Raw genomic sequence first — 21,163 nt, forward strand, 5'->3', positions numbered from 1 at the left:
TCCATCAGCGCAGCGACTGGCGAGTCCGTCCATGATTCCCACCGGTCTCCTCGGCGGCAGCTTCAATCCCGCGCATGGTGGGCATCGTGCGATCAGCCTCAATGCGATCGACGCGCTGGGGCTCGACGAATTGTGGTGGCTCGTCTCGCCCGGCAATCCTTTGAAGCCCAAGGCCGGAATGGCCCCACTCCCCGCCCGGCTTGGTTCGGCGCAGCGGATGGCGCGGCGGGCGCCGATCCGCGCGACCGCGATCGAGGCCGAACTCGGTACGCGCTATACGGTCGATACGCTCAAAAAGCTTGTCCGCCTTTACCCGAACCGCCGGTTCATCTGGATCATGGGCGCCGACAATCTGGCCCAATTGCCCCAATGGCGCGACTGGCGGGAAATAGCTCGGTTGATGCCGATTGCGGTAATCGCGCGTCCGGGCTATAACGGCCGCGCCCATGCAAGACGTGCGATGGGATGGCTGCGGCGCTTTGTCCGGCCCGCAGACCAGAAAAAGCATTGGACAAACTGGAGACCGCCTGCCCTCGTGTTCCTGCGATTTTCGCCCGATGTGCGATCCGCAACTGCGATACGGCAGGCCAACCCCCGCTGGTTCGAACGCTATGAAGGCCGCGCGCTGCGCGACCCGATCACGCGCTCATGGCTGGTGGAACCGAATAGGAAAGGACGCATTTGATCTCCGCCACCAAGGATGCCGCGCCCGGCGCCGCACCCGCAAACGACAGCGTGGAAGCGCTCCACGCGCTGATTCTCCACCAGTTGGACGAGGATCAGGCCCAGGAAGCGATCTCCATCCCGCTTGCCGGAAAAAGCAGCATCGCCGATCATATGGTGATCGCGAGCGGCCGGTCGACGCGACATGTATCGGCAATCGCCGACAAGCTGGCGCAGCGTATCAAGCAGGAAGCCGGCCGTCTGGTCCGCGTCGAAGGCCTTCCCAACGCCGATTGGGTGCTGATTGACGCCGGCGATGTCATCGTCCACCTGTTCCGACCCGAGGTACGCAGCTTCTATAACCTCGAACGCATGTGGTCGTTCGGCGACGCTCCGCCGGTCGCTGCTGCAAATTGACGTTCGCCCCGCCCGGCGGCTAGGCGGACGCCCATGTTGCTGCACATCATCGCACGCGGACGCATCGGACGGGGCCCAGAGGCCGAACTGGTCGAACGCTATATGAAGCGCGTTACCTGGGCGCAGAAGATTTCGGAGTTGCCCGACAGCGGCGGGCGCAGCCCGACTGCAGCGGAAAACAGCCGCACCATCCTGCTCGACGAGGACGGCGACCAGATGTCGTCGCTCGAATTTGCGAAACTGCTCGAAAAATGGCGAGACAGCGGGGTGCGCGAAGCGCGCTTCTGCCTCGGCGCCGCCGACGGCTTCACGCCCGAAGAACGCAAAGGCGCCGACAAGGTCATCGCCTTCGGCCGAGCTACCTGGCCGCACCTGATGGCGCGTGCCATGTTGGCCGAACAATTGTGGCGAGCAACGAGCATCATAGCCGGCCATCCCTATCATCGCGAAGGTCGGCAGTGAAACAGGCCCTGTCCGCTCTCGCGATCGCCGCAATGGTTGCAAGCGCCACGCTGGCGCTCGCCCAAAGCGACATATTCGATCCAACCCGGATCGCCGCCCATGAACGCGAGCAGCTGATAACGGCCAAGCAACAATCCGCCGAAGCCATGGCGCGTAGCGCACGCTTTGAGGCGCAGGCCACCGCAGCAGCGAATGAAGCCGACCGTCTGAAAAGGCGCAGCGCCGCCATCGCGGCGCGCATCCAATCGGCCGAAGCCGACATCAGCGCAGGACAAGCCCGCGTCTCGCTTGTCAATCGTCGCCTCGCTGCTCAGCAGGCACAGTTGGCCAAACAACAACAGCCGCTGCTTGAACTCGCGGCCATGCTCCAGCAGCTGAGCCGCCAACCGCCAGTCAGCGTGCTGGCCCAACCCGGATCACTCACCGACATGGTTCACGCTCGCGCGGTCCTCGACGCCATCGTGCCAGTGATCGAACAGCGCAGCGCCGGGGTGCGCCGTGATCTGGCTACGCTTCGCACCACACACCGCCAGCAGGCGATCGCCTTGCAAGCGCTCAATGCCAGCAAGGCCCAGCTGGCGGAACGGCGCAGCGCGTTGACGCATCTGGAAAATGAAGGGCGCCTACGTTCGCGCGAGCTGATGAGCAGTGCACGACTGGAAGCCGACCGAGCACTTGGCCTGGGCGAAAAGGCCCGCGACATCGTCGAACTGATGGACGAACTGGAGGCCGACGGTGCGGTACGGGCCGAACTGGCGCAGTTGACGGGGCCGATTGCGCGCCCGCGCGACCCGACCGGATCGATCGCCGTCGGCCCTCCGCCCGCCGCGCCCGAGATCGATCTTCAACGTGGCGCCTATCGCCTTCCCGTGGTCGGCCGTATCGTCGCCGGGTTGGGAGAGGTTAATGACAGCGGCGTGCGGTCGCGCGGAATCACCGTCGCAGCCCAGCCCGGCGGTCAGGTCGTGGCCCCCGCGCAGGGGCGGGTCAGCTTCGCCGGCGATTATCGTGGCTATGGAAAGATAGTGATCATCGATCACGGCGGGGGATGGGTGTCGCTACTTACCGGAATGATCGGCCTGTCGGCAGGCGTTGGCGATACGCTTGACGCCGGCGCCCCGATCGGTCGGGCCGGATCGGGCGACAGCCGCATCACCATCGAACTGCGGCGCGCGGGGCGTCCAGTCGATGTCGTGGCGATGCTCGGCTGATCACGGTGCGTTAAGCTGGGGTTCTAACGCCATCAGATAGGCAAAGCGTCCGCTTGACGCTCGCGCAAATGCGTTGGAGGATGGCGACCCCGAGCTTATAAGGCGGTGCCTGTGCACTCGCGTGACCGAAAGACTCGCATGACCGAAATGACGACCACCCGACGCCCTTCCAGAAACCGCTTTGCATTGTGGCAGGGTGCAGCCGCCCTCAGCACGCTCGCACTGGTTCCGCTCGCGACCGGCGCGATGGCAAGTGTCGATGCGTCGACCACCGAGGAAATATCGCGTTTCATGGACGTGTTCCTGGAGGTGAAGTCGAACTATGTCGAACCGGTCAGCGACGAAAAGCTGATCGAGGGAGCGATCAATGGCATGCTCGCCAGCCTTGACCCGCATTCGGGCTATCTCGACGCACGGGGCTTCTCCAACCTGCGCACCCAGACTGATGGCGAATATGGCGGCCTCGGCCTGTCAGTCACGATGGAAGATGGGGTGGTCAAGGTGATCGCACCGACGGCAGACACCCCCGCCGACCGCGCGGGCATCAAGGCCGGCGACTATATCACCCATATCAACAAGGAACTGATCTTCGGCCTCACCCTTGATGAAGCGGTCGAGCAGATGCGTGGGCGCCCGGGGACAAAGATTGACATCACCGTCGTCCGCGAAGGACAGGATAAGCCGATAGAACTGACGCTGACGCGCGAAATCATCGACCTCAAGCCGGTGAAGTGGGAAGTAAAGGGCGACGTCGGCGTGCTGACCGTGACCAGCTTCTCGGCCGATGCCGCTCGCGATCTGAAGGTCGCGATGCTGGCGACCGAAAAGGCGCTCGGCCGCGCGCCGCGCGGATGGATTCTCGACCTGCGCTCGAACCCCGGCGGATTACTCGATGAAGCGGTAGGGATCAGCGACCTGTTCCTCGAGCGCGGCGAAATCGTTTCGCAGCGCGGGCGGCGCAAGGGCGACATCGAACGCTATTTCGCCGAACCAGGCGATGCCGCGCACGGCGCGCCCGTCATTGTGCTGATTGATTCGGGTTCCGCCTCGGCTTCTGAAATCGTCGCTGGCGCACTGCAGGACCAGCATCGTGCCGTCGTGATGGGCGAACGAAGCTTCGGCAAAGGATCGGTCCAGACGGTCCTCCCGCTTACCGATACCACAGCGCTGCGACTGACCACGGCTCGCTATTACACGCCGTCGGGCCGCAGCGTTCAGGAAGGTGGGATCGAACCCGACATCCGTGTTCCGCAGCTGTCGGATCCAGATTACGCCTCGCGCCCCAAGTTCCGCGAAAGCGACCTGCGCCGCCACCTTGTCAACGAAAAGCGCGTCGACAACGGCTTGCTCGAAAAGGACGAAAAGACCGATCCGCGCTTTTCGGCGACCACTGAAGAGCTGAAGGCCAAGGGGATCGAAGACTTCCAGATGCATTATGCGCTGCAAACCATCGGACGCGTTGGCGCCGTCACGTCCCGCATGGCGCAAGGGGGCAAGGCGCCCGCCGCCAAGCCAACCCGACGCAACTAAAAGGCCCTTGTGATGACATATCCGCGCCTGGCCGCACCCCTCGTCGCGCTCGCGGCACCGCTGCTTCTCTACGGCGGGGCGCTTGTCTCACAATATGGCTTTGACCTTCATCCTTGCGAGATGTGCTATTGGCAGCGCTGGCCGCATCAGGCAGCGATCGTCCTCGCTGCAGTCGCATTGCTGATGCGCGGCAACGACCGCGCCGTGCGACTGCTGACCCTGATCGCTGCCATTGCCATTGCGATCAGCGGCCTGATCGGCATTTTCCATGCCGGCGTCGAATATGGGCTTTGGGAAGGGCTGACGACGTGCAGCACAGGCGCGACCGGACCGGTTTCGCTGGATACGATCATGGCCGCGCCAATCACCCGCTGCGACGTGCCGCAATGGACGCTGGCCGGCATTTCGCTCGCTGGCTTCAATGCCATCTTCTCACTTGGAGCGGCAGCACTCATCTTGACCTTGCTGCGCCGCGGGCGCACATCGGCAGCATGAGCGATATTCCTGCCAAGAACGGCCCTCGCGCGGCATCGATGATCCGTGTCGATCAGGCTGGCGAATATGGTGCGACACGTATTTATGCCGGGCAGTTGGCCGTGATGGGCAATCGCCACCCCATGGCGCGCGAAATCGCGCATATGGCCGAACAGGAAGAGCGGCACCGCAAATTTTTTGACGAGATGATTGCGCGCCGCGGCGTACGACCGACCGCACTGCAACCCTTCTGGAAGGCAGCCGGCTTTGCTCTCGGCGCCGCGACAGCGGCGATGGGGCCGCGCGCCGCGATGGCCTGCACCGCCGCAGTGGAGACCGAGATCGACCGCCATTATCAGGAACAACTCGCTGAACTCGGCGACAGTGACCCGGAATTGAGCGCAGCGGTCGCTGAATTCCGGGCCGAAGAACTCGAACATAAGGAAGCGGCATTGGCTGCTGGTGCAGAGAACGCGCCAGGCTACCCGCTGCTTAGTTTCGCGATCCGCGCGGGCTGCCGCGCCGCCATCGCGCTGTCGAAACGTATCTGATAGGGTGGCACCCACTCCCCGCGTTCATCGGCGATGCAGAATCGGTCTGCCATGCGACGCGAAATGACGAAGGATAAACATATGACGCGCCTGCCTTATTTTGCCCTGATGCTCGTCGGGAGCGCCCTCTCCCATTCGGTCGCCGCGCAGGAAACCGTTGTCGACGGCGAAAAGGTCAATCAGGTGTTCGTCTATGGCAGTGACAAGTGCGAGCCCAGCACGCCCGACGAGATCGTGGTTTGCAAGCGGCTTCCCGAGGGCGATCGTTATCGCGTGCCGCAGTTGTTCCGAGGCGGCGATCCGCTCGATCCGCGCAATGACGCCTGGGCGAACCGGGTCGTTGCGCTGGAACGCGTCGGCCGGTTCGGGACCGACAGCTGTTCGCCGGTCGGGCTTGGCGGCTTCACCGGCTGCACCCAGGCTCTCGTTGCCGGGGCGAAGGCCGAACGCAAGGCTACCGACAAGACCGATTGGCAGGCGATGATTGCCGATGAACGCGCCAAGCGTCTCGCCGGGATCGACGATGCTGCTGCCGAAGTAGAAGCAGCGGTCGTCGCCGAAGAGAAAGCGCTCGAAGAACGCCAGCGGGCGGCCGCCGCGCTCGAAGCACAGGCGAATGGTGAAGCGCCCGCAAAGCCCGCAACGGACGATCCCGAGGCAGCACCGCTCCCCGTCCCGCCGCCGCGTTAAGCGGCGACGGGCGCTGGAACGCGTCAGTTCAGCAGATTCCGCTTCCAGAAGAGCAGCGACGACCAGAAATTATAGTCTGCGTTTTCCTTCTTCGCGAAGCCGTGACCTTCGTTGGTGCCGACAAGGTGCCAGGCGGTGCCCCCGTTCTTGCGCACTGCAGCGACGATCTGATCCGCTTCTGATGCCGGGACGCGCGGGTCATTGGCGCCGGTGACGACGAACAGCGGCTTGCGGATCTCGCCCGAACGGGTCAGCGGCGAAATTTCGGTCAGCTTCTTGCGCTGCACCGGATCGCGCTCGTCGCCATATTCGACGCGGCGCAAGTCGCGGCGATAATCCTGGGTATTTTCGAGAAACGTCACAAAATTGGAAATCGCCACAACGCACAAGTTGGCGCGCAGCTTGTCGGAATAGTGGATTGCCGCCGCATAGCACATATAGCCGCCATAGCTGCCGCCAGTCAGCCCGAAACGCCCGGCATCGAGCGCCTTGTCCTTTGCCAGATGGTCAAGAAAGGCTCCCATGTCCTTCACGCTATCCTCGCGCTTGAACGGACCGTTGTCGAGGCTGACAAAGGTTTTTCCATAGCCCGTCGAACCGCGAACATTGGGATAGAAAAGCGCTACGCCCAACTCGTTCAGCAGATAGTTGTTGCGGCCCTGAAAACCGGGACGCGACTGTCCCTCGGGGCCGCCGTGGACGCTCATGATCAGCGGCCGCTTGCCAGGAAATTTGCCGGGATCGGGACGATAGAGAAAGCCCGAAACCTCTAGCCCGTCGAAACTTTTCACCTTCACAAGTTCAGGTTCAACGTTCTGCGACACGTCAAGACCGCCGGTCTCGCTTTCGGTCCAGCGCGTCACCGCCAGCGTCCGGGGATCGATGCTATAGGCGTCGGCGGCGCTACGCGCCGAGGTAAAGCTGATCCCGATGTCGCCCCAAGGTGCGATTTCCAGTCCGCCGATAATTCCGGCGGGCAACGCATCGACGGTACGTACGCTTCCCGAGGCAGGATCGAACAGGCGCAGCTTGCTCATCCCCGCTTCGTTGACAACATAGGCGATGAAGCTGCCGTCCTCTGCGATGTCGAAACTGTCGACATCCCATTTTTCGGCCGGGCCGCGCGGCGTGAATTTTCCAGTCATCGGGTCCATCGTACCCAGCCGCTGAAAATCGTTCCCCTCGTCGCTCGTTACCCAGATGGTACCGTCCGGCGCGATCGAGGCACCGCCGAGAGAGACGGTCTTCTTGTGATCGCCGATCGGCGTCATCTTGCCGGTCGCCAGATCAAGGCGGAACAGGTCCGATTTCTGGACCGACGTATATTTGCCGACCAGCGCCCAGCTTTTGTCAGCTGAAAAATCAGCGACGAACCAGCCGCCACCCTGAACTTCGGCCGCCATGCGTGCCGTGGAGGGGCTGCGCGGGTTCATCACATAAATATCGGTGTCGCGTCCGTTCCGGCGCGTGGAGGTATAGGCGATCAGCTCCCCATCCTTGCTCCAGGCATTGAGCCCGTTACGGCTTTTTCCGTCGGTCAGAAGTTCAAGCTGACCGTTCTTCATCGCATAGATCTGAAAGAATTCGTTGCCGCCGATATCCTTCTGGACCAGCATGATGTCGGCGGTGCGGGGAGCCCAGATGCCGCCACGAACCGGCTCCGCTTCGAACGTCAGCTGCTTTCGCGCTCCCATCGGCGTCGCCACACGGTGAATCTGGGCAGTGTTGCTAAAACGGGTCGAAATCAGGATCGACCGGTCGCGCGGGTGCCATGCAACAAACCCCGCTCCGCGATTTTCCAAATAAGGGCGGGTTGCCGCGGCCAGATCGCCAGGCACCTCAGGCATGCCGTCGGCGATAAGGGCCGCAGGCTTGGGCTCAGCGGCAGGTACTGCCTCTTCGGTAGCAAGCGCAGGTGCCAACGGCAGGCTGAGGGCGGCAAGAAAAGACAAATAGCGCATTTGGATTTCCCCGTGTTACATCGATTGATCAGCGATAACGCAATATTTGAGGATAGACGTTATCGCTGCCCCTTTCGGATGCAACGCTTCGACGAACCGCCCATCCCCTTCGATAACGGACTGTCAGCCCTTGGCCGCCTCGGCCGCGATCCATTCTTTGACCTGCGCGTCCAGGACGTCCAGCGGCACCGCTCCCTGCCCCAGTACGGTGTCGTGGAAGGCGGCAAGATCAAAACGCGCACCAAGCTGCTTTTCGGCAAGTCCGCGCAACTCGCGAATCTTCAACTCGCCGAGTTTGTAAGCCAGCGCCTGTCCTGGCCACGAAATATAACGATTGACCTCGGCCTCGATATTCGCGGCGGACAGCGCGCTGTTGTCGGTCATGAAGGCAATCGCCTGCGCTTTCGACCAGCCCTTGGCATGGATTCCGGTATCGACCACCAACCGGCAGGCCCTCCACATCTCATATGATAGTCGCCCCATATCCTTCGCGGGCGTGTCATAGAGACCCATTTCGATCCCCAGCCTTTCCGAATAGAGGCCCCAACCTTCTACAAAGGCGGTGAAGAACGCCCCATATTTCCGAAAGTCGGGTAGCGGCAGTTCCTGTTGCAGCGCGATCTGATGATGGTGCCCCGGAACCGCTTCGTGGACGCTGAGGGCCGGAATTTCCCACAAGGGCCGCTGATCGAGAAGCGAGGTGTTGACGTAATAGGTCCCGGCGATGCCGATTTCGGGCGAACCTGGACCATAATAGGCGGTGGTCTGCCCTTCCGCCGTCTCCGCCGGAATTTCGCGCAGCCCATAGGGAAGACGCGCCAGCTTGTGAAACAGACCTGGCATCTTCCCATCGATGGTCTTGGTGACGCGCGCCACCTTTTCCATCAATTCCTCCGGGGTCTTCGCATAATATTGCGGGTCGGTCCGCAAATGTGTGATAAAGGCTTCGCGCGTCGGATAGCCGGCCTTTGCCGCAACCGCCTCCATCTCGGCACGGATGCGCGCAACCTCTTCGAGCCCGATCTGATGTATCTGCTCCGCGCTCAGTTCGGTCGTCGTCATCTTGCGGATACGGAAATCATAATAAGCCGCCCCGCCCGGCTGTGCCGACACGCCCGGATTAACCGCACATCTGGGCTTGTAGCGGTCGATGTACCAGCTCGCCTGTTTGCGGAGCGCAGGATAAATTGTATCGCTGATGATAGTTGCGGCCTCGTCGGACAGCTTTTTCCAGTCTTCTTCGGCGACCCCCTCAGCACGTTTACCGGCATAGGGGGAGTAAAAGCGCGCCTGCCGGGGATCGCCAACGATCAACCCGGTAATCCCGCCCTCATAGCCACCGAGCGAGTCGCAAGGCAGCGTATATCCGCCGGCGATCGCCTGGTCGGCAACGGCGATCGACTGGTCATTCACCCGTCCGAACTGTTTCAGACGGGCGTTATAACTTTCGAAATCAGCCTTGGTCTTGAAAGGCAAATAATTCGCCATATCAGCGAAATCCTGGTGCCAACCCGACCGATTGGTGAAATTGATTGTGCGCTGGCCAAAGCCATTCTCTTCGACATCCTCGCGCAGCGTGCGCATCAGGATGCCCCGGTTTACTCGCCCCGAGGCCGTTAGCGAGGCTGGGTCGATCGCGTCCAGCCGCACAAGCAACTTTTTCGCCACTTCAGCACGGCGATCATTAGCGGCGAGCGAATGATCGCCGACCTGCCCTTCATAACTGCGCACGCCAACCGACGAGGCATAGATGGGCGACGCGCGCATCACCCCAGCCCAATATTCATCGGCAAGCACATCGACCGCGGAGTCGGGCGACGACATCGCCTGTGCCGCCGCCGGCAACATCACCGCCATCGATACCGACGTCAAAACAGTCCAAAACGCGACCCGCATCTTTTCCTCCACCAGACACTATAGATGAACGCCCGAATAGAGGAGGCAGACACTGTTGGCGAGTCGCCGTCACGGTGATTCGCGGTGACATACCACGAGCACCTTTCCCTAGCGTCAAATGCGGGTCAAAGCTCCGTTTCGGTTACATTTTCGTCACCTCATCACGGTTTTGTGCCGAATATGGGGCTAAATGACCCGAATTATTAACGAATCACAGCCAAACTGTCTTGACTCGAGGGTTCTACAGGCAAATCGTGGCGATCTGGGAATCGCCGGCCGGGGAGGCTGATAATATGGCATCGACATTCGGACCGCGCCTTTGGCGCCGAACGACCGCAAGCGTGCCCGCCGCGCGCAGCCTGGGCCGCCGAATGACGCTGCATGCCGCAACCGCCCTGATTGCCTTCGCCCTTCTTCAGATCTGGTTGGTTTCGAGCGCCATTTCTGCGGGCGCGCCCTCGGCACTGATTGTCGTCGCGTTGATCATTCTGGTCGCGCTGGCTCTTCCGGTTACGCGGGCAGTCGAACGACGCTGGTATCACCTCAGTCGACAAGCACTCGCCAGCTGGGGTTTGCACGCCCGCTTCCGTCGCGACGTCCGCCGGCTGTGGGCCGCCGCTTTGACCCTGCCCTTCCTATGGGTCAGCGGCGCGATGGCCGCCACCGACGCGATCGCTGCGATCATTCGCTGACGCCTACTCGCCTTCGACTAAAATTTTGACGCTGTCGCCCTTGCCGTATAGGGCGCGGCCATGCTGACCGTTTCCGAAGCCCTCGACCGCGCGCAACTGCTTTGCGACGCTGCAACCAAGGCTGGCGCCGATGCCGCCGACGCGCTCTATTATTGCAACGCCGCCACTTCCGTTTCGATGCGGCTGGGTAAGCTTGAGGATGTCGAACGGTCCGAAGGACAGGATATCTCTCTGCGCGCCTTCGTCGGGCGCCGCAGTGCCAGCGTATCGACTGCAGACATGGATGCGGGCGAACTTGCCAAGCTCGTCGAACGCTGCGTCGCCATGGCGCGGGAAGCGCCAGAAGATCCCTATGCTGGCCTGGCGCCCGAAGACAGGCTGTTTCGTGGCGCTGCGCCAGATCTCGATCTGGATGACGGCAGCGACGCCGACCCGCAAGCGTTGCGAGATGCGGCACTCGCCGTGGAGGAAGCTGCACGCGCTGTCGCAGGAGTCAGCAACAGCGAAGGCGGCAGCGCGAGCCACAGCCGCACGCGATTTGCCCTGGCCACCAGCCACGGCTTTGCCGGAGGCTATGGATCGAGCGGGCACAGCCTTTCCGCCAGCGTGATCGCGGGCGAAGGCGCATCGATGCAACGTGACTATGGCTGGCACAGCGCGCACCATCTTGCCGACCTCGAAAGCGCTGCCGAAATCGGCACGCGCGCCGGCACGCGCGCCGTGGCGCGGCTCGCCCCCGGCAAGGCGCCGACCGGAAAGCTGCCTGTTGTTCTTGACCCGCGCGTTGGCAGCAGCATCATCGGCCACCTGCTCAGCGCGATCGCCGGGCCCGCGGTGGCTCGCGGAACCAGCTTTCTGTTCGGCAAGGAGGAGCAATCGCTCTTCGACAGCGGCGTCATCATCCGCGACGAACCCCATCGCCCGCGCGGACTGCGCAGCCGCGCCTTCGATGGCGAAGGCCTGCCCACGGCGGCACGCGATATTGTGGCGGACGGCCGCATCACTGGCTGGCTGCTCGATACCGCTTCGGCCAAGCAGCTTGGCCTTGCACCCACCGGCCATGCCAGCCGCGGCGGCGGCGCGTCGGGGGTCAGCGCCAGCAATCTGCATCTCGCCGCGGGTGTCGTCTCCGTCAAGGCGCTCATCGCCGACATCGACGAGGGCGTCTATGTCACCGAATTGATCGGCCAGGGGGTGAACCCCGTAACCGGTGACTACAGTCGCGGCGCGTCGGGCTTCCTGATCCGCGGAGGAGAGATTGTGGGCCCGATCGCCGAATTCACCGTCGCGGGCAACCTCGTCGACATGTTCGCAGCGCTGGTCCCGGCTGACGATCTCGTCTTTCGTCACGCGACCAACGTCCCCACCCTGCGTATCGACGGCATGACCGTCGCGAGCAGTTGATTCGGGTTTCTTCGTCTTGCCTACCCGCAACCTGGAAGCAGTGATCGCCGCGACACGCGAGGTCGGCGACATGGCGATGGCGCGGTGGCGCGGAGAGGGCAAGGCCGTCAATGTCTGGCACAAGTCGCACGACAATCCGGTCAGCGACGTCGATCTGGCCGTCGATGCACGGCTGAAAGCGGTTCTGGGCGCGATGGTTCCGGAAGCGGGGTGGCTGTCCGAAGAAACCGCCGACAACCCCGATCGCCTGTCCCGTCGGGCGATGTGGTGCGTCGACCCAATCGACGGCACCCGCGACTTCATCCGGGGCCGTCCCGGCTGGGCGGTATCGGTGGCGCTGGTCATCGACGGGACACCGGAATTGGGAGTGCTTTATGCCCCGGCGCTCGACGAACTATGGGTGGCACAAAAAGGCTCCGGCGCAACGTTGAACGGAGACACGCTACGCGCGAGCGAGCGCTCATGCTTCAGCGGCGCGCGCGTACCCGCCGACAGTTTGCCCAAGGTCGACCGCGACCTGGTTATGGTGACAAAGCCCAACAGCATCGCGCTGCGCATGGCGCTGGTTGCCGATGATCGCGCCGATCTCGTTGCGACCTTGCGCTGGGGATTTGAATGGGATGTCGCTGCGGCGGCCTTGATCGCCGCAGAGGCAGGTGCGATTGTCACCGACGCCTTTGGCGACCCGCTCCTGTTCAACACACCGCGCGCCCAGGCCTTTGGCGTCATCGCCTGCGCGCCCGGCATTCATGCAGCGGTTGTCGACCGGCTTCGCGACCGCGCCCTCGCCCTGACGGCGGCTGATTGACAACCCCGGCGAACCGCCGAAAAACCCCGGCTACGCTTGACATTTGACCCGACTCGCCGTAACGGCCGCCTATTCCGACATCATGACCGGACGGCGAAGCGCAGTAAGCGCATTCGTGGTCCGTTTTTTGCGTTGGAAATCAGACGCTTTGAGATGGGGCCGATTGCCAGCGCGCCCTGTGGAGCAGGAGAAAGTTACCAATGGCACGTATTGCGGGCGTCAATCTGCCCACTAACAAGCGCGTGATCATCGCGCTCACCTACATCCACGGCATCGGTCGCAAGACTGCCGTTGATATTGCCGACAAGCTGGGCATCGATCACACGCGCCGCGTTCAGGACCTGAGCGACGCCGAAGTGCTTCAGATCCGCGAAGCCATCGACGCCGACCATACCGTCGAAGGCGATCTTCGTCGCAATACCGCGATGAACATCAAGCGCCTGATGGATCTCGCCTGCTATCGCGGCCTGCGCCATCGCAAAGGCCTGCCGGTTCGTGGCCAGCGCACGCACACCAATGCGCGCACCCGCAAGGGCAAGGCCAAGCCGATCGCCGGCAAGAAGAAGTAAGGTTAGAGCGCGCCCGTCCGGCGCGCTTTCTTGCTTTTCCGCCGGTGCCTCGAACAGCCACCGGCCAGCTTCAGGATTTAGGTAGGATACAGCATCATGGCTCGTGAACCGCAGCGCCTTCGTCGGCGCGAACGCAAGAATATCTCGTCGGGTGTGGCCCACGTCAACGCGACCTTCAACAACACGATGATCACCATCACCGACGCCCAGGGCAACGCCATTGCCTGGTCGAGCGCTGGCATGATGGGTTTCAAGGGCAGCCGCAAGTCGACTCCCTATGCGGCGCAGGTTTGCGCCGAAGACGCTGGCAAGAAGGCCGCCGAACATGGCGTCCGCACGCTGGAAGTCGAAGTAAAGGGCCCCGGCGCTGGCCGTGAATCGGCTCTTCGCGCCTTGCAGGCGGTTGGCTTCCACATCACGTCGATCCGTGACGTGACGCCGATCCCGCACAATGGCGTCCGCCCGGCCAAGCGCCGCCGCGTCTGACGCATACGGAACGGAGGCCACCGCGTCGCCGCGCCGTCACAATATCTAACGCTGGACCGGCCGACCGACCCCGACCCGTCCCGCCATCAGCAAAGGGAAGTCTATGACTGTCAATATCCGGAACTGGCAGGAATTGAAGAAGCCCAGCAACCTGGAAATCAAGGCTGGCAGCGACAGCAAGCGCAAGGCCACCTTCGTCGCCGAGCCGCTCGAGCGCGGCTTTGGCCTGACGCTCGGCAACGCGCTGCGCCGCGTGCTGCTCTCGTCGCTCCAGGGTGCGGCCATCACCTCGATCAAGATCGAGAACGTCCTTCACGAATTCTCGAGCCTTGCCGGCGTGCGGGAGGATGTCACCGACATCGTCCTCAACGTGAAGCAGATCGCGCTCAAGATGGAAGGCGAAGGCCCGAAGCGGCTTCAGCTTTCCGCAACCGGCCCCGCGACCGTGAAGGCGGGTGACATCATGGTGTCGGGCGACATCAAGGTGATGAACCCCAACCACATCATCTGCCACCTCGATGAAGGCGCGACGTTCAACATGGAACTCGTCGCCGACACCGGTAAGGGCTATGTCCCCGCGACCGCCAACCGTCCGGCCGATGCGCCGATCGGCCTGATCCCGGTCGACTCGCTCTATTCGCCGGTGCGTCAGGTTGCCTACAAGGTCGAGAACGCGCGCATCGGTCAGGAACTCGACTATGACAAGCTGAACCTGACTGTCGAAACCGACGGTACGGTTACGCCGGAAGACGCCGTCGCATACGCGGCGCGCATCCTGCAGGACCAGCTTCAGGTTTTCGTCCACTTCGAAGAAGCCATGAACGACAGCGGTCTCATCGGCGTTGCGGCCCCATCGCAGTCGAGCGAAGAATCGGACGTCAACCAGCTCAACCGCTTCCTGCTCAAGAAGGTGGACGAACTGGAACTGTCGGTTCGCAGCGCCAACTGCCTCAAGAACGACAACATCATCTACATCGGCGATCTGGTTCAGAAGACCGAAGCCGAAATGCTTCGCACGCCGAACTTTGGCCGCAAGTCCTTGAACGAAATCAAGGAAGTGCTGTCGTCGATGGGCCTGCGCCTTGGTATGGACATCCCCGGATGGCCGCCGGAAAATATCGAGGAAATGGCCAAAAAGCTCGAACAGGAACTGCTCGGCTAAATTTCGCGTCGCCCCGGCGAAAGCTGGGGCGACGGTTTCGGGAAGGGGTCGGCCCGCAATCGACCTGGCTTGGGGTACCAGATGGCCCTCATCAAAATTCTATTTTGATGGGAACCGACTAAACGGCCCCTATGACAAACAAAGGAATGAATTATGCGTCATAAATCGGGTGGCCGGAAACTGCAGCGCACCAGCGCGCACCGTACGGCGATGTTCCGCAACATGTCGGCCTCGCTCATCAAGCATGAGCAGATCACGACAACCGTCGCCAAGGCGAAGGAACTGCGTCCGTATGTCGAAAAGCTGATCACGCTGGCAAAGCGTGGCGGCCTCGCAAACCGCCGTCTCGCACAAAGCCGCCTGATGGACGACACCCAGCTGAAGAAGCTGTTCGACGTCCTCGCAGCGCGCTATCAGGACCGTAACGGCGGTTATACCCGCGTCATCAAAGCAGGCATCCGCGCATCGGACGCCGCGCCGATCGCGATCATCGAATTCGTCGATCGTGACGTCGATGCCAAGGGTCAGGACTCGGGTCCGGTCGAACAGCTTGACGAGGAAATGGCCGAAGCCTGAGCTTCGCTCTTTCCAAACCGAATTGGGGCGGCGTCCGAAAGGATGGCCGCCCTTTTTCTTGGGCGGCTGGAAGCGATCGGCACGGACCACCACGCCACGAAGCTGAACATGGCCCGAACCAAGGCTGAACGTCAGATAAGCGGGAAGTTCAGGGCGGTGTCACCGGCGAATCGATAAAAGGTTTCCAACAGGCCGCGATGGCGCTGCCGGAATTTTCAGGAGACCGAACCATGGCACACAAGATCCAGTCCTTTACCAAGGCCGCAATTGGTGCGGCCGCCATCGGCGCTATGACGCTGAGCGCAACCCCCGCCATGGCGCGCGACCGCCATGACGATGATGGAATCAGCGCGGGTGAAATCATCGCGGGCGCCGTGGTCATCGGCGGGCTGGCGGCGATCCTCTCTTCATCGGGTCGTGACCGCTATGACCGCTACGACGATCGCTATCGCGACCGCTATGACCGCGATCGCTACGGCTATGACTATCGCCGCTATGGGGGCAGCCGCGCCGCAGTCCGCCAGTGCGTCAGCGCGGTCGAACGCGGCAGCCGCCGTTACGGAAGCACCGATGTCACCCAGATCACGAAGGTCGATCGCAAGCGCGATGGCTATCGCGTCAGGGGTCATGTGGTCGTGCGCGATGGCTATCATGATCGCTGGGGCCGTGACGGCTACTATGATCGCGGCCGCTTCAGCTGCGATGTCCGCTACGGCCGGGTCCGCGACATCGATTTTTCGGGACTGCGGTAAACAAATCGCGGTTGCAGCGCCAACCCTTGGCCCGCCCATGCATCTAGCATGTGGCGGGCCGCTTGCATCCGGTCGCGCCGCACCGCAAGATGGCGGCATGATCAAGCTCAGCCTCGCCGTCGCTCTTCTGCTCACCGCGACCACCGCCCATGCCGAAGAGAGGCCAGCCTCGCCGGCTGATCCTGACCGTCTGAAAGCATCGGTCGAAAAGCTGGTGTCTTTCGGAACCCGGCATACGCTGTCGTCGTCGACCGACCCCAAGCGGGGCATCGGCGCCGCCCGCAACTGGGGCGCGGCGGAACTGGAACGCATTGGCAAGGACTGCGGCGGTTGCCTTACCGTCGAGCGCATCGCCGACCGTTTCGAAGGGCCGCGCGCGCCCGACGGCGTGATCGTCGAGAATATACTGGCCATTCAACAGGGCAGCGGCGACCCGGCGCATGTGATCATGATTTCGGGACATATCGACAGCCGGGTCAGCGACCCGCTCGATTTCACCAGTGATGCGCCGGGCGCCAATGACGACGCATCGGGCACTGCGCTCGTCATCGAAGCCGCGCGGCTGCTGTCGAAACAGAAACATAGGGCGACGATCGTCTATGCGCTGCTGTCCGGCGAGGAACAGGGCTTGTGGGGTGGTCGCCTGCTGGCGCGGCACGCCAAGGAGCAGGGATGGCAGGTCGCCGCACTTTTGAACAATGACATCGTTGGCGGAACCCTCGGCACCGAAGGCGCGGTTGTCACCGATCGCGTCCGCGTGTTCAGCGAGGGCATCCGAGCGTCGGAAGACATGAAGGCCCAGATGGCTCGGCGCGGCATCGGCGGCGAAGATGACGGACCATCGCGCGCGCTGGCCAAGGCAGCCGTGCGCGCAGCAGGCAATGCGCCCGCAATCGGGCTGGAGGTGCTGGCCGTCCGCCGTCCCGACCGCTTCCGGCGCGGTGGTGATCACCTGCCGGCACTTGAGCTTGGTTACCCCGCGATCCGCTTTACGGCAGGAGTCGAGGATTACGACCATCAGCATCAGGACGTCCGGACCGAGGGAGACCGGAAATATGGCGATACCGTCGACGAAATGGATTTCCCCTATCTGGCGCGCGTCACCGCATTGAATGTCGCATTGGCGGGCGAACTCGCCGCCGCACCGCCTGCACCGGATGGTGTCAGCCTTGATGGGGCGGTCAGTTCGAACACAATGGTGCGCTGGTCGCCAGTCAAGGGTGCTGCGGCCTATCGCGTTCACTGGCGACGCGCGGATCGACCCGACTGGACCGAAAGCCGGCTGACAGCAGCCGCAGCCGACAACGAACTGCTCCTCGACGGGGTACAGATCGACGACCATTTCTTCGGGGTGTCCAGCGTGTCGGCGGACGGCCACGAAAGCATCGTGACCTTTGGCGGACTGCCCCCCGCGCAATAATCGTCAAAGACGCTATTCGAAAATTTACCTTCTTCGTTTAGGGAAGGTATCGGGACCAATAGCTTAGCGCCCGAGGTGGGAATCGAGCGCCAAAATTTGGGTCGCACATGTCAGGTTCAGAGGCATCTCCCGCCTCAACACCCCCTGCTGAAAAGCGCCAACCGCGGCAATCGCGGCTGGTGAAGGCTTCGTTCAGTTGCCAACGACTGGGCCAGTTCGACGTGACTATCCGCAACGTGTCGGAAACCGGCGTTGGCGGACAGGCGCCGCACATGTTGCAGATCGGCGAACGACTGACCGTTTTCCTGCCCGGACACGACGCAATGATCGGCACGGTGAGATGGGTGGCGGACAAGAAGTTCGGGATCGAAACCGACAAATCTATCGAGACCGCGCGCCTGCGGGCCACGCAGGGAGATCATCTGGTCGCTGCCGACAGCCATGCGGACTTCCAGATCATCGCTGCACCGACGATCTCGACCTGGCGGCCAGGTCTGTCCCTCAGCCCGCAGCTTCCCGGCCATTACGGCGGCAAACGCACGCTTTGACCCTGCACCACAAAGGAAAGCCGGCACGAATCGCTTCGCGCCGGCTGCCCCGTTGATATCATATTGTATGGCGAATACGCCCGTCAGGCCACGCGGCGCACTTCGTTGCCGTCGTCGTCGATGTCGCGCAGCACATAACCGCGACCCCAGACCGTTTCGATGTAATTTTCGCCACCGCAGGCGAGCGCAAGCTTCTTACGCAGCTTGCAGATGAAGACGTCGATGATCTTGAGTTCGGGTTCGTCCATGCCGCCATACAGATGGTTCAGGAACATTTCCTTGGTCAGCGTCGTGCCCTTGCGCAGGCTGAGCAGCTCGAGCATCTGATATTCCTTGCCGGTCAGATGAACGCGCGTGCTATCGACTTCGACTGTCTTGGTGTCGAGATTGACGGCCAGCTTGCCGGTACGAATGACGCTTTGGCTATGTCCCTTCGAACGGCGGACGACCGCATGGATACGGGCGACCAACTCGTCGCGGTGGAACGGCTTGGTAACATAATCGTCAGCCCCGAATCCGAACGAACGCACCTTGGAATCCATTTCGGAAATGCCCGACAGAATCAGCACCGGGGTTTGAACCTTCGCCGTGCGCAATTTCTTGAGCACGTCATAGCCGTGCATGTCTGGCAGGTTCAAATCGAGCAGGATGATATCGTAATCATAGAGCTTGCCGAGATCGAGGCCTTCCTCGCCCAGATCGGTCGTATAGACGTTGAAGCCCTCGGTGGTGAGCATCGTATCGATCGCCTTCGCGGTCGTCGGCTCGTCCTCGATCAGCAATACGCGCATTGGGCACCCCTTAATCCATCCCGAAGATCGGGACTGTTTCCCACGATGATCCCGCAATCCGTCCGCAGACCATCTTGCGATGCGTCGACAGGCACCCGGTTCGGGACTGCCGAAATATTAACCATGAAACAGATGAAGGGAAAAGGTTAATTTTGCATTAAACCGCGGAAATCCGCGAGTCGCGACGATTCTGCAACAGTGGAACGCCCCCGTGTCACCCGTCGGAGAGCGCCAGATGCCGTGCATGGACCCCGGTGCAGGAAGCCTTAAGCCGTTCGACCAGATGATCCGACAGCGCCCGAACCCGCGCCGGGCGAAGGCGCGACGGCGGTGACAAAAGGTGCAGATGCGCCTGCGGAAGCGACCAGTCGGTGAGGATCCGCACAAGCGCACCCGACGCCAGTTCCTCTGCTGCGATAAAATCCGGAAGCACTGCAATCCCGCCACCTGCCACCAACAATGGCACAGCAATATCGCCGTTGTTCGCGAACAGCGGCCCGGTGGGCAGCACGGTCGTCTCTTCGCCCTTGCGTTGGAAATGGAGCGGTATCGCGCGCTGACGATGGCCATAGCCGATCAGCCGATGGCCGGCGAGGTCAAGCGGATGCCTGGGCGTCCCCCGTTTTTCCAGATAGGCGGGACTTGCGAGGACCGATGCCGCCACCGGCGCGATCGTACGCGCGAGCAGACTGGAATCAGCCAATGGCGCGATGCGAAGCGTCAGGTCGATCCCCTCCGCCACCGGATCGTTGCGGGCGTCGCTCAATATCACGTCGATCTCGACCGCCGGATGCAGATCAAGAAAGGCCGCGAGCGGCGGCCCCAGCACCTTAATACCAAAACTCATCGGTGCCGCGAGGCGGATCGGCCCGGCAAGGTCGAGCCGGTCGCCGCGCGCCGCCTCGGTCGCCGCGGTCGCCGCCGCGACCATCGCGCGCGCCTCGTCGAGCAGCCCGGCGCCTGCGGTTGATATTGCGACAACGCGCGAACTACGGTGCAACAGGGTGATCCCCAGCGACGCCTCCAGCCGCGTGACCGCTTTCGACACGCTCGCCTTGGAAAGGCCAAGCGCCGCCGCGGCCGCGGTAAAGCTCCCACCATCGGCGACGGCCACGAAACAGGCCCAGCCTTCATAATCGGGAAGCGCCATCGGTTACTCCTGCCCGCCAGTCCACCGCGGGCGCTGACCGCCCGGACCATAGCAACAACATAGCCAAAAAATGGAAACGATGATTTTCCATATGCGCTATTTTAGAAACAATACGAAAGCCTATCTTGCCCGCAACACAGAAACGCCGCCGGGAATCCAGTTCCGGCAGCGGCAAGAGAAAGGTTTGTCCGATGATCGACATTCGCAAGTTCGAAAGCCTGGGCCACGCTGATCACGGTTGGCTGGATGCCCGCCACCATTTCTCCTTTGCCAACTATCACGACCCCGATCGCATGGGATGGGGCGCATTGCGCGTCTGGAACGACGACGCCATCGCGGTGCAGGCGGGCTTTCCTCCGCATCCGCACCGCGACATGGAAATCATCACCTATGTCCGCAGCGGTGCAATCAGCCACCGCGACAGCATGGGCAACAGCGGCCGCACCGCGGCAGGCGACGTCCAGGTGATGAGTGCCGGAACCGGCGTGACGCACAGCGAATTCAACCTGGAGGATGAAGAAACCACGCTGTTCCAGATCTGGATCATCCCAGATCGTGTCGGCGGCAACCCTGGCTGGGGCCAGCGAGACTTTCCGCAGGCTGACCGGTCGGGACGGTTCGTGACGCTCGCCAGCGGGATCGAAGGCGATGTGGAAAGTTCCGGGGCCTTGCCGATCCGCGCCAACGCGCGTGTGGCGGCGGCGACGGTGGAGGCAGGGAGCCGCGTCTCCTATGAACTTGGCACCGGACGCCATGCCTATCTGGTCGCCGCCAAGGGCCGCGTCCGCGTCAATGGCACGGATGCCAATCCCCGCGACGGCGTCGCGATCCGAGACATCAACCGGATTGATGTCGAAGCCCTCGACGACGCCGAACTGGTGCTGGTCGACAGCCTCTGACGCCATATCCCTCGGGCCGCCGCCTTATCCCCTCCCTTGCGGGCGGCGGCC

Annotated in this window: 23 protein-coding genes; 19 read left to right on the plus strand and 4 right to left on the minus strand. The window is 62.5% G+C overall.

The window, feature by feature from the left end; genetic code table 11:
- The first annotated feature begins 31 nt into the window (after positions 1 to 31).
- The 8 genes from U0S50_RS00990 (at position 32) to U0S50_RS01025 (ending at position 5,998) form a co-directional block, all read left to right on the plus strand.
- The gene (locus U0S50_RS00990) at positions 32 to 685 is read left to right on the plus strand and encodes a nicotinate-nucleotide adenylyltransferase (protein ID WP_322306883.1); all 654 of its coding nucleotides are present in this window, start codon (positions 32 to 34) and stop codon (positions 683 to 685) included.
- Positions 682 to 1,080: a ribosome silencing factor gene (gene rsfS / locus U0S50_RS00995; RefSeq protein ID WP_322306884.1), complete on the plus strand. Its 399-nt coding sequence runs from the start codon at positions 682 to 684 to the stop codon at positions 1,078 to 1,080. Before U0S50_RS00990 ends, rsfS begins: the two co-directional genes overlap by 4 nt.
- A 33-nt stretch (positions 1,081 to 1,113) precedes the next feature.
- Complete coding sequence (locus tag U0S50_RS01000) at positions 1,114 to 1,542, plus strand: 23S rRNA (pseudouridine(1915)-N(3))-methyltransferase RlmH (RefSeq protein ID WP_322306885.1); 429 nt, start codon at positions 1,114 to 1,116, stop codon at positions 1,540 to 1,542.
- A complete protein-coding gene (locus U0S50_RS01005) occupies positions 1,539 to 2,753 on the plus strand; it encodes a murein hydrolase activator EnvC family protein (protein WP_322306886.1) in 1,215 nt (404 codons plus the stop codon). Before U0S50_RS01000 ends, U0S50_RS01005 begins: the two co-directional genes overlap by 4 nt.
- Positions 2,754 to 2,891: 138 nt before the next feature.
- Complete coding sequence (locus U0S50_RS01010) at positions 2,892 to 4,283, plus strand: S41 family peptidase (RefSeq protein ID WP_322306887.1); 1,392 nt, start codon at positions 2,892 to 2,894, stop codon at positions 4,281 to 4,283.
- A gap of 12 nt (positions 4,284 to 4,295) precedes the next feature.
- Entirely contained in the window at positions 4,296 to 4,778 is a 483-nt protein-coding gene (locus U0S50_RS01015) for a disulfide bond formation protein B (protein ID WP_322306888.1), read from the plus strand.
- Positions 4,775 to 5,308, plus strand: coding sequence for a demethoxyubiquinone hydroxylase family protein (locus U0S50_RS01020; protein ID WP_322306889.1), 534 nt, complete (start codon positions 4,775 to 4,777; stop codon positions 5,306 to 5,308). The genes U0S50_RS01015 and U0S50_RS01020 overlap by 4 nt, the downstream gene beginning before the upstream one ends.
- 81 nt (positions 5,309 to 5,389) lie before the next feature.
- Positions 5,390 to 5,998 carry a hypothetical protein gene (locus U0S50_RS01025; protein WP_322306890.1) on the plus strand — a complete coding sequence of 203 codons (609 nt, stop codon included), beginning with the start codon at positions 5,390 to 5,392 and terminating at the stop codon, positions 5,996 to 5,998.
- Positions 5,999 to 6,021: 23 nt separating this feature from the next.
- On the opposite strand, the gene U0S50_RS01030 is transcribed toward U0S50_RS01025, so the two are convergent.
- A complete protein-coding gene (locus U0S50_RS01030; RefSeq protein ID WP_322306891.1) occupies positions 6,022 to 7,959 on the minus strand; it encodes a prolyl oligopeptidase family serine peptidase in 1,938 nt (645 codons plus the stop codon).
- Between the two features lie 123 nt (positions 7,960 to 8,082).
- A complete protein-coding gene (locus tag U0S50_RS01035; protein WP_322306892.1) occupies positions 8,083 to 9,855 on the minus strand; it encodes a DUF885 domain-containing protein in 1,773 nt (590 codons plus the stop codon).
- 293 nt (positions 9,856 to 10,148) lie between these two features.
- Between U0S50_RS01035 and U0S50_RS01040 the strand changes: the two genes are divergently transcribed.
- The 10 genes from U0S50_RS01040 to U0S50_RS01085 all read left to right on the plus strand — a co-directional run bounded on the left by U0S50_RS01040 (position 10,149) and on the right by U0S50_RS01085 (position 18,272).
- Positions 10,149 to 10,547: a hypothetical protein gene (locus U0S50_RS01040; protein WP_322306893.1), complete on the plus strand. Its 399-nt coding sequence runs from the start codon at positions 10,149 to 10,151 to the stop codon at positions 10,545 to 10,547.
- Between the two features lie 60 nt (positions 10,548 to 10,607).
- A complete protein-coding gene (locus tag U0S50_RS01045; protein ID WP_322306894.1) occupies positions 10,608 to 11,951 on the plus strand; it encodes a TldD/PmbA family protein in 1,344 nt (447 codons plus the stop codon).
- A 16-nt stretch (positions 11,952 to 11,967) separates the two neighbouring features.
- Entirely contained in the window at positions 11,968 to 12,759 is a 792-nt protein-coding gene (locus tag U0S50_RS01050; RefSeq protein ID WP_322306895.1) for an inositol monophosphatase family protein, read from the plus strand.
- 200 nt (positions 12,760 to 12,959) lie between these two features.
- Positions 12,960 to 13,328 (plus strand): 30S ribosomal protein S13, encoded by a 369-nt coding sequence (rpsM, locus tag U0S50_RS01055; RefSeq protein WP_054589142.1) that lies wholly within the window; start codon positions 12,960 to 12,962, stop codon positions 13,326 to 13,328.
- Positions 13,329 to 13,424: 96 nt separating this feature from the next.
- The gene (gene rpsK / locus U0S50_RS01060) at positions 13,425 to 13,814 is read left to right on the plus strand and encodes a 30S ribosomal protein S11 (protein WP_003040416.1); all 390 of its coding nucleotides are present in this window, start codon (positions 13,425 to 13,427) and stop codon (positions 13,812 to 13,814) included.
- A gap of 103 nt (positions 13,815 to 13,917) precedes the next feature.
- Positions 13,918 to 14,976, plus strand: coding sequence for a DNA-directed RNA polymerase subunit alpha (locus U0S50_RS01065; protein ID WP_322306896.1), 1,059 nt, complete (start codon positions 13,918 to 13,920; stop codon positions 14,974 to 14,976).
- 153 nt (positions 14,977 to 15,129) lie between these two features.
- Entirely contained in the window at positions 15,130 to 15,552 is a 423-nt protein-coding gene (gene rplQ, locus U0S50_RS01070) for a 50S ribosomal protein L17 (RefSeq protein WP_322306897.1), read from the plus strand.
- Positions 15,553 to 15,782: 230 nt separating this feature from the next.
- Complete coding sequence (locus U0S50_RS01075; RefSeq protein WP_322306898.1) at positions 15,783 to 16,304, plus strand: hypothetical protein; 522 nt, start codon at positions 15,783 to 15,785, stop codon at positions 16,302 to 16,304.
- Between the two features lie 97 nt (positions 16,305 to 16,401).
- Entirely contained in the window at positions 16,402 to 17,724 is a 1,323-nt protein-coding gene (locus U0S50_RS01080) for a M28 family metallopeptidase (protein ID WP_322306899.1), read from the plus strand.
- A gap of 179 nt (positions 17,725 to 17,903) precedes the next feature.
- A complete protein-coding gene (locus U0S50_RS01085) occupies positions 17,904 to 18,272 on the plus strand; it encodes a PilZ domain-containing protein (RefSeq protein ID WP_416194935.1) in 369 nt (122 codons plus the stop codon).
- Between the two features lie 83 nt (positions 18,273 to 18,355).
- On the opposite strand, the gene ctrA is transcribed toward U0S50_RS01085, so the two are convergent.
- Both ctrA and U0S50_RS01095 read right to left on the minus strand, forming a co-directional pair.
- Positions 18,356 to 19,063: a response regulator transcription factor CtrA gene (gene ctrA / locus U0S50_RS01090; RefSeq protein WP_322306901.1), complete on the minus strand. Its 708-nt coding sequence runs from the start codon at positions 19,061 to 19,063 to the stop codon at positions 18,356 to 18,358.
- A gap of 214 nt (positions 19,064 to 19,277) precedes the next feature.
- Positions 19,278 to 20,213, minus strand: coding sequence for a LysR family transcriptional regulator (locus U0S50_RS01095; protein ID WP_322306902.1), 936 nt, complete (start codon positions 20,211 to 20,213; stop codon positions 19,278 to 19,280).
- A 191-nt stretch (positions 20,214 to 20,404) separates the two neighbouring features.
- On the opposite strand from U0S50_RS01095, the gene U0S50_RS01100 reads away from it, so the two are divergent.
- On the plus strand, positions 20,405 to 21,112 hold the full coding sequence (locus U0S50_RS01100) for a pirin family protein (RefSeq protein ID WP_322306903.1): 708 nt from the start codon (positions 20,405 to 20,407) through the stop codon (positions 21,110 to 21,112).
- The last annotated feature ends 51 nt before the right edge of the window (positions 21,113 to 21,163 follow it).

The sequence above is a fragment of the Sphingopyxis sp. genome, assembly GCF_034380315.1.
Taxonomy (GTDB): domain Bacteria; phylum Pseudomonadota; class Alphaproteobacteria; order Sphingomonadales; family Sphingomonadaceae; genus Sphingopyxis.

Excerpts from the sequence above, each read along its gene's own strand:
- U0S50_RS01030 (WP_322306891.1), bottom strand. The coding sequence starts at position 7,959 with ATGCGCTATTTGTCTTTTCTTGCCGCCCTCAGCCTGCCGTTGGCACCT.
- U0S50_RS00990 (WP_322306883.1), top strand. The coding sequence starts at position 32 with ATGATTCCCACCGGTCTCCTCGGCGGCAGCTTCAATCCCGCGCATGGT.
- U0S50_RS01010 (WP_322306887.1), top strand. The coding sequence starts at position 2,892 with ATGACCGAAATGACGACCACCCGACGCCCTTCCAGAAACCGCTTTGCA.
- U0S50_RS01080 (WP_322306899.1), top strand. The coding sequence starts at position 16,402 with ATGATCAAGCTCAGCCTCGCCGTCGCTCTTCTGCTCACCGCGACCACC.
- U0S50_RS01020 (WP_322306889.1), top strand. The coding sequence starts at position 4,775 with ATGAGCGATATTCCTGCCAAGAACGGCCCTCGCGCGGCATCGATGATC.
- U0S50_RS01095 (WP_322306902.1), bottom strand. The coding sequence starts at position 20,213 with ATGGCGCTTCCCGATTATGAAGGCTGGGCCTGTTTCGTGGCCGTCGCC.
- U0S50_RS01045 (WP_322306894.1), top strand. The coding sequence starts at position 10,608 with ATGCTGACCGTTTCCGAAGCCCTCGACCGCGCGCAACTGCTTTGCGAC.
- rplQ (WP_322306897.1), top strand. The coding sequence starts at position 15,130 with ATGCGTCATAAATCGGGTGGCCGGAAACTGCAGCGCACCAGCGCGCAC.
- U0S50_RS01025 (WP_322306890.1), top strand. The coding sequence starts at position 5,390 with ATGACGCGCCTGCCTTATTTTGCCCTGATGCTCGTCGGGAGCGCCCTC.
- U0S50_RS01075 (WP_322306898.1), top strand. The coding sequence starts at position 15,783 with ATGGCACACAAGATCCAGTCCTTTACCAAGGCCGCAATTGGTGCGGCC.
- U0S50_RS01015 (WP_322306888.1), top strand. The coding sequence starts at position 4,296 with ATGACATATCCGCGCCTGGCCGCACCCCTCGTCGCGCTCGCGGCACCG.
- U0S50_RS01040 (WP_322306893.1), top strand. The coding sequence starts at position 10,149 with ATGGCATCGACATTCGGACCGCGCCTTTGGCGCCGAACGACCGCAAGC.
- U0S50_RS01000 (WP_322306885.1), top strand. The coding sequence starts at position 1,114 with ATGTTGCTGCACATCATCGCACGCGGACGCATCGGACGGGGCCCAGAG.
- rpsK (WP_003040416.1), top strand. The coding sequence starts at position 13,425 with ATGGCTCGTGAACCGCAGCGCCTTCGTCGGCGCGAACGCAAGAATATC.
- U0S50_RS01100 (WP_322306903.1), top strand. The coding sequence starts at position 20,405 with ATGATCGACATTCGCAAGTTCGAAAGCCTGGGCCACGCTGATCACGGT.
- rpsM (WP_054589142.1), top strand. The coding sequence starts at position 12,960 with ATGGCACGTATTGCGGGCGTCAATCTGCCCACTAACAAGCGCGTGATC.
- ctrA (WP_322306901.1), bottom strand. The coding sequence starts at position 19,063 with ATGCGCGTATTGCTGATCGAGGACGAGCCGACGACCGCGAAGGCGATC.
- U0S50_RS01065 (WP_322306896.1), top strand. The coding sequence starts at position 13,918 with ATGACTGTCAATATCCGGAACTGGCAGGAATTGAAGAAGCCCAGCAAC.
- U0S50_RS01035 (WP_322306892.1), bottom strand. The coding sequence starts at position 9,855 with ATGCGGGTCGCGTTTTGGACTGTTTTGACGTCGGTATCGATGGCGGTG.